Origin of the sequence: Salinibacterium sp. (genome assembly GCF_031364185.1) — a bacterium.
GTDB lineage: Bacteria > Actinomycetota > Actinomycetes > Actinomycetales > Microbacteriaceae > Rhodoglobus.
Map to the genome: position 1 here is coordinate 1 of NZ_JANLVV010000047.1, position 1141 is coordinate 1141.

At 63.8% G+C, this 1141-nt stretch carries 2 protein-coding genes; one reads left to right on the top strand and one right to left on the bottom strand.

Features of this window, described 5'->3' with window-relative positions; all coding sequences use genetic code 11:
- Window positions 1–388 (bottom strand): sensor domain-containing protein (locus RMN95_RS02370; RefSeq protein WP_309615358.1); only part of this gene is annotated, 388 nt, incomplete at its 3' end.
- 204 nt (window positions 389–592) lie between these two features.
- On the opposite strand from RMN95_RS02370, the gene RMN95_RS02375 reads away from it, so the two are divergent.
- Window positions 593–1081 carry a DNA starvation/stationary phase protection protein gene (locus tag RMN95_RS02375; RefSeq protein ID WP_309615359.1) on the top strand — a complete coding sequence of 163 codons (489 nt, stop codon included), beginning with the start codon at window positions 593–595 and terminating at the stop codon, window positions 1079–1081.
- Window positions 1082–1141 lie beyond the last annotated feature (60 nt).

Below are 1141 nucleotides of genomic sequence, written 5' to 3' on the forward strand. Positions count from 1 at the left end.
TGATCACGAAGTCGACGACCATGGTGTGCAGCAGGTACAGCCAGTAGTGCCCGTTACCGAGCAGCGCACGCAGCCAGCCGAAGAAGCCGGTGCGGGCACGGGCATCCTGCCACTCGGGCCTCGGGATAGCGGGGCGACCCGTCCACTCGAGCAGCATCACGTCAAGCGTGCCGAACCCCCGGGCGACGTAGAGCGCGCCGATGATCAGGACCACCCCGATAAAGAAGGTGATGAGGGTGCCGATCCCCGTCGAGAACAGCGAGATCACGAGCACGAATCCGGTCAGGGCGATGGGGAATGCGATGACGAGGTACGCCAGCTCTGCGGGCAGCCTTCGCCAGAGGCGACCGTAGGCGGTGCCCTTGCGCGATGCGGGTGGAGTGCTCATGATGTGTGGAGCTAAGTCTGTCGCAATCATGCGTCCAGCCTCACGAATCCCCTGACAACGTGCCAGCAGGCAGGCTCACAGAACAGTGGTGGGGTTAGCCCCCGTTCGCGAAAAGGAACCCCACTAAGCGTTGCCTCAGCTTGGTTGCGGAATATCCCAGCCTTACTAACGTTGAGTCAAGACGAAGCGAGAAGGAGTCTCACCATGACTGAAGTCCAGGCAGTTCCCCAAACATCGGCAGACCCGGATGTCACCTCCGGCGTCGCACAGTTTCTCGGCCCGGTCGTCACCGACCTGACGGCGCTTTCGGTTGACGGAAAGCAGGCGCACTGGCATGTGCGCGGTGCCAATTTCCAGGCCGTGCACCTCCTGCTCGACGACGTGGTCAATCACGTTCGCGAGTACGCCGACACCGCGGCGGAACGAGTGGTGGCCCTCGGACTGCCCATCGACGCCCGCATCCAGACCGTCGGACTCAGGGCAACCACCCCGACGCTTACCGCGGGATTCCAGCAGTCGGAGACCGTCATCGCCGACGTCATCGCCTCGATCGACGCGACTCTCGTGACCGTCCGAACCGCCGTCACTGAGCTAGCCGACCTCGACCCGGTAAGCCAGGATGTCGCCATCGAAATCGCCCGCGGCCTGGAAAAAGACCGCTGGTTCCTGTTCGCGCATCTCGCGACGAAGTAGCGGCCCGCGTCGGCGGTGCGCGAGCACTCACCGGACCGGTCGGTTTAGACCAGTGCGGGC

What these genes read in the sequence shown, in the direction of transcription:
- RMN95_RS02375 (WP_309615359.1), top strand. Translation starts at nt 593, where the DNA reads ATGACTGAAGTCCAGGCAGTTCCCCAAACATCGGCAGACCCGGATGTC.